We start from the raw sequence: 4,308 nt of genomic DNA, 5'->3' as shown, positions 1-4,308 counted from the left end.
GATCCCGAGCCGCTGCCGCAGGGGCACCCGCTGTTCGCGCTGCCGAACGTACTCATCTCCCCGCACGTGGGCGGCGCCTCGACCGCGGAGGGTCAGCGGGTGCAGCTGATCGCGGCGTTGGCCGCGTAGTAGCCGGGTGCGAGCCGGTAGGACTCGGCGTAGAGCAGCACGCACTGCTCGTTGAGGAAGCCGCTGATCAGTGCCCGTCGCCGGGCCTCGTTCTCGGCCTCGCGCTTCGCCTCCTTGGGGCTGTTCTCGTAGGCGGAGCCCGTGAACTGCTGGGTCTCCTGGACGACGGCGGTGGCGTGCGCGGCGCCCGGTGCGAGGGCGGCCAGGCCGGCGAGGACGAGGGCGGCGCCGGACCGGACGAGTATCGACTTCATGGTGGTTTCCTCTTTCGTTCCTGATGGGCCTTGGTCGGGGGCTCAGCGCTGACAGAACACCTGGGCAACCGCGGTGAACCAGCCGGAGCCGGTCGACCTGACCTCGGAGCCGAGGAGGTAGCACTGGCTCCGCTGCCAGCCGGCCGCCTGGGCGTAGACGTAGGCCACGTTCGCCGCACTCTCGATGGCCGAGCCCATCGAACCGCCCGTCCCGCTGCCCATGAACTTGGCCATCTCGGTCGCGGAGACCGATGCGGCTGCGGTCGGTGCGGAACCGGTCGATGCGGCTGCGGCCGGGGTGGCCTGGGCGGAGGCGGCACCGCTGAGGAGGCAGGCCGAGGCCGCGAGGGCCACGGCGGTGACGCGCAGGCGGGTGTGGATGCCGGACGAACGGCGCATGGGAACTCCCCGGTGTTGTTGTTCGGACGGTGACTGGAGCGGCCGGTCGTACCGGCCGACGCGCTCACTCTCGCCCCGCGCGTCCCGGCCCGGCAAAGCCCTTCGAGCACCGTCGAATCCGGGCCCCCGCCAGCGGGGTTGTTATGGTGGGGGCATGGCTTTCCTCTTCTTCGTCTGAGTCCGGGCACGGCCGTTGCCGCCGTTTCTGCTGCCCGTGGACCCTTCGTATGCCCAGGGAAAGTCTCATGCGCGAACGCGCCCGTCCTGTCCTGTCCGCCGTTGGCCGTGCGGCGGCGGCGCAGTTGTCCGTGAAGGACGTCACCAAGTCCTACGGGACCCGGGTCGTCCTCGACCAGGTCTGTTTCACCGTGCGGCCGGGTGAGAAGGCCGCCGTCATCGGCGAGAACGGTGCCGGGAAGTCCACGCTGCTGAGGTTGCTCGCCGGGGCGGAGGCGGCGGACGGCGGGGAGGTCACCGTCGTGTTCCCCGGTGGTGTCGGCCACCTCGCGCAGACGCTCGATCCGGGTGCGGATCGGACGGTGGGCGATGCCGTCGATCATGCGCTGGCGGAGTTGCGGGAGATGGAGCGAGGGCTCCGGGCGGCGGAGGAGTCGCTGGGCGGGGCGTCGGAGGAGGAGCTCGCCGCGTACGGGGAGCTGCTGATCGCCTACGAGGAGCGGGGCGGGTACGAGGCGGACGCCCGGGTGGAGGCCGCGATGCACGGGCTCGGGCTGGGGCGGATCACGCGTGAGCGGCTGCTCGGATCGCTGTCCGGCGGGGAGCAGTCGCGGCTCGCGCTCGCCTGTGTGCTGGCGGCCGCGCCGGAGCTGCTCCTGCTGGACGAGCCGACGAACCACCTCGACGCGGCGGCCGTGCGCTGGCTGGAGGAGCACCTGCGCGCGCATCGCGGCACCGTCGTCGCGGTCACCCATGACCGCGGCTTCCTGGAGCGCGTCGCCACGACGATCCTTGAGGTCGACCGGGACGATCGCACCGTGCGCCGGTACGGCGACGGCTGGGACGGCTACCGCAGTGCGAAGGCCGCCGCCCGGCGCGGTGCGCAGCAGCGCTACGCGGAGTGGGTCGAGGAGGTGGCCCGCGCGGAGGAACTGCTGGAGGCGGCGGGCCGCCGGCTGGCCACCACCGGCCGGGACCCGAGGCAGGGGTTCGGCAAGCACCGCCGCTCCAGTGAGGCGAAGCTCGGCGGGCAGGTGCGCGCCGTCCGGGAGCATCTGGAGCGGCTGCGGCGCCGTCCGGTGGCGGAGCCGCCGGCGCCGCTGCGCTTCACCACGGACCTGTCGGCGCCGGAGGGGGGACTCCCGGCGGTGCCGGGAGACGGGCCGGCCCGGGGTGCGCTCGCCGAGCTCGACGGTGTGCGGGTCGGCGAGCGGCTGCGTCTCGACGGGCTCCTGTCGGTCGCGCCCGGGCAACGGCTGCTGGTCACCGGCGAGAACGGCGCGGGCAAGACGACGCTGCTGCGCGTTCTGGCCGGTGACCTGGAGCCGGACGCGGGTACGGCGCGCCGTCCCGCGCGGATCGGCTACCTCGCACAGGAGCTGCCGGCGCGCTCGACCCGGCTCCCGCTGCTCGACGCGTTCGCCGCCGGACGGCCGGGCCATCCGGACGAGTGCGCCGGGCGGCTCCTGGCCCTGGGCCTGTTCCGCGAGGAGGATCTGCACGTCCCGGTCGCCGCCCTGTCCGCGGGGCAGCAGCGCAGGCTGCAGATCGCGGTCCTGGTGACCCGGCCCGCGGACCTCCTGGTCCTCGACGAGCCGACCAACCACATCGCGCTCGACCTGGTCGAGGACTTCCAGCAGGCGATCGCGGCGTTCCCGGGAGCGGTGGTCGCCGTCTCGCACGACCGCGGCTTCCGTGCCCGCTTCGAAGGGGGGCGGTTGGAGCTGCGGGCGGGCCGAAGGCGGTGACGCCGGCTGCCGCTTCTGCCGAACGCCCGGCAGGGGCGGGCGAGGCGGCTACCCCTCGGCTTGGTCGCCGAGGGTGACGAGGACGCGGCGCAGCAGGCCGGCGAGCTGCTCGCGTTCGGCGGCGGTGAGTCCGGCCAGCTGGCGTTCCTCGCCGACGAGGTGGTGTTCGACGAGCCGGTCGGCGAGTTCCCGGCCGCTCTCGGTCAGGGAGATCAGCACCCGGCGGCGGTGGGCCGGGTCGACGGCCCGGTCGACCAGGCCCTTCTCCACGAGGTGGTCGATGCGGTTGGTCAGGGCGGCGGAGCTGACCATCGCGGCCGAGCTGAGTTCGCCGGCGGTGAGGACGTGCGGCGCACCGGCGCGGAGCAGGGTGGCCAGGACGTCGAACTCCCAGGGTTCGATGCCGTGGAGGGCGAGGTTCTCCTTGATCCCGCGTTCCAGCAGGCGCGAGGCGCGCGAGATGCGGCCGATCACGCCCATGGGTGAGGCGTCCAGGTCGGGGCGGACCGCGTGCCACTGGGCGATGATGCGGTCGACGCCGTCGTGTTGCGACTGCTGTTCCGGTTCCGTCATGCCCCGGAGTCTAACATTTCGACGTGGAAGTGTTTGACATCTCCGATCAGGCCTGCCTATAGTTTCGATATCGAAATTTTTGACTATGGGGGATCACCATGAAGGTCCTGCTCACCGGCGCCACCGGCTACATCGGTTCCGCCGTCACCGAACACCTCATCGCCGCCGGCCACCAGGTCGTCGCGCTCACCCGGAGCGCCGAGCCGCAGCCCGGCCGCGGCTGGCACGCCCAGGTGGTCGGCGACACCGCCGACCCGGCCTCGCTGGAAGGCGCGGTCACTCCCGACATCGAGGCCGTGATCCACCTGGCGCCGCCGAGCGGCGACGCCGAGGTCGACACCGCCGCCATCAAGGCGCTCGCCACTCCCCTGCGCGGCACCGGCCACCCCTTCGTCTACACCAGCGGTGTCTGGGTGCTCGGCGCCACCGGCGAGGAGCAGGAGGTCGGCGAGCGGGCGCCGGTCAACCCGATCGACATCGTCGGCTACCGTCCGCGGATCGAGCAGCGGGTGCTGGCCGAGTCCGCCGAGGGGGTGCGGGCCGTCGTCGTCCGCCCCGCCATCGTGTACGGGCGCGGCGGCGGCATCCCCGCCATCCTGGTCGACCGGGCCCGTACGCAGGGGACGCCCGAGTACTACGGCGAGGAAGGCGTGCGCTGGCCGACCGTCCACGTGGACGACCTGGCCGAGCTGTTCGTGGCCGCGGTCGAGCGGGCCGAGCCGGGCACGCTCTGGCACGGCGTCGGCGAGCCGGCCGTGCCCGTGCGCGACCTCGCCCGCGCCGCCGGGCGGGCCGCCGGTGTGCCCGCCGATCCGCACGTGGTGCCCGTGGAGAAGGCCGCCGAGGTCTTCGGAGCGCTCTTCGCGGACGCCCTCGCCCTCGACCAGAGCGTCAGCGGCGCCGCCGCCCGTACCGCCCTCGGCTGGAAGCCGGGCCGGCCGGGCGCGGTGGCCGAGATCGGGGCGGGTTCGTACTGACCTGCCGAGCGGCCCCGCCCGCGGCGGACCGGGTACCGACCGGTCCGGCGC

At 73.6% G+C, this 4,308-nt stretch carries 5 protein-coding genes and 1 pseudogene; 3 read left to right on the top strand and 3 right to left on the bottom strand.

The window, feature by feature from the left end; translation table 11 throughout:
• A pseudogene (locus ACFU74_RS36355) lies at nucleotides 1-129 on the top strand (dihydrofolate reductase); the annotation flags it as partial.
• Here ACFU74_RS36355 and ACFU74_RS36350 read toward each other — a convergent pair.
• Both ACFU74_RS36350 and ACFU74_RS36345 read right to left on the bottom strand, forming a co-directional pair.
• Complete coding sequence (locus ACFU74_RS36350) at nucleotides 93-383, bottom strand: hypothetical protein (RefSeq protein ID WP_380764408.1); 291 nt, start codon at nucleotides 381-383, stop codon at nucleotides 93-95. The pseudogene ACFU74_RS36355 and the gene ACFU74_RS36350 overlap by 37 nt on opposite strands.
• A 42-nt stretch (nucleotides 384-425) precedes the next feature.
• A complete protein-coding gene (locus ACFU74_RS36345; RefSeq protein WP_380764407.1) occupies nucleotides 426-782 on the bottom strand; it encodes a hypothetical protein in 357 nt (118 codons plus the stop codon).
• Between the two features lie 245 nt (nucleotides 783-1,027).
• Here ACFU74_RS36345 and ACFU74_RS36340 point away from each other — a divergent pair, with 245 nt between their 5' ends.
• A complete protein-coding gene (locus ACFU74_RS36340) occupies nucleotides 1,028-2,707 on the top strand; it encodes an ABC-F family ATP-binding cassette domain-containing protein (protein WP_380764406.1) in 1,680 nt (559 codons plus the stop codon).
• A 48-nt stretch (nucleotides 2,708-2,755) separates the two neighbouring features.
• Here the strand turns inward: ACFU74_RS36340 and ACFU74_RS36335 are convergent, their stop codons facing one another.
• Nucleotides 2,756-3,280, bottom strand: a complete 525-nt coding sequence (locus ACFU74_RS36335) for a MarR family winged helix-turn-helix transcriptional regulator (protein ID WP_380764405.1) — start codon at nucleotides 3,278-3,280, stop codon at nucleotides 2,756-2,758.
• Between the two features lie 98 nt (nucleotides 3,281-3,378).
• Between ACFU74_RS36335 and ACFU74_RS36330 the strand changes: the two genes are divergently transcribed.
• Complete coding sequence (locus ACFU74_RS36330; protein ID WP_380764404.1) at nucleotides 3,379-4,257, top strand: NAD-dependent epimerase/dehydratase family protein; 879 nt, start codon at nucleotides 3,379-3,381, stop codon at nucleotides 4,255-4,257.
• The last annotated feature ends 51 nt before the right edge of the window (nucleotides 4,258-4,308 follow it).

This window comes from Kitasatospora sp. NPDC057500, assembly GCF_042802195.1.
Classification (GTDB): Bacteria; Actinomycetota; Actinomycetes; order Streptomycetales; family Streptomycetaceae; genus Kitasatospora.
This window is presented reverse-complemented; position numbering and strand designations above follow the sequence as displayed.

What these genes read in the sequence shown, in the direction of transcription:
- ACFU74_RS36350 (WP_380764408.1), bottom strand. Translation starts at nt 383, where the DNA reads ATGAAGTCGATACTCGTCCGGTCCGGCGCCGCCCTCGTCCTCGCCGGC.
- ACFU74_RS36345 (WP_380764407.1), bottom strand. Translation starts at nt 782, where the DNA reads ATGCGCCGTTCGTCCGGCATCCACACCCGCCTGCGCGTCACCGCCGTG.
- ACFU74_RS36340 (WP_380764406.1), top strand. Translation starts at nt 1,028, where the DNA reads ATGCGCGAACGCGCCCGTCCTGTCCTGTCCGCCGTTGGCCGTGCGGCG.
- ACFU74_RS36335 (WP_380764405.1), bottom strand. Translation starts at nt 3,280, where the DNA reads ATGACGGAACCGGAACAGCAGTCGCAACACGACGGCGTCGACCGCATC.
- ACFU74_RS36330 (WP_380764404.1), top strand. Translation starts at nt 3,379, where the DNA reads ATGAAGGTCCTGCTCACCGGCGCCACCGGCTACATCGGTTCCGCCGTC.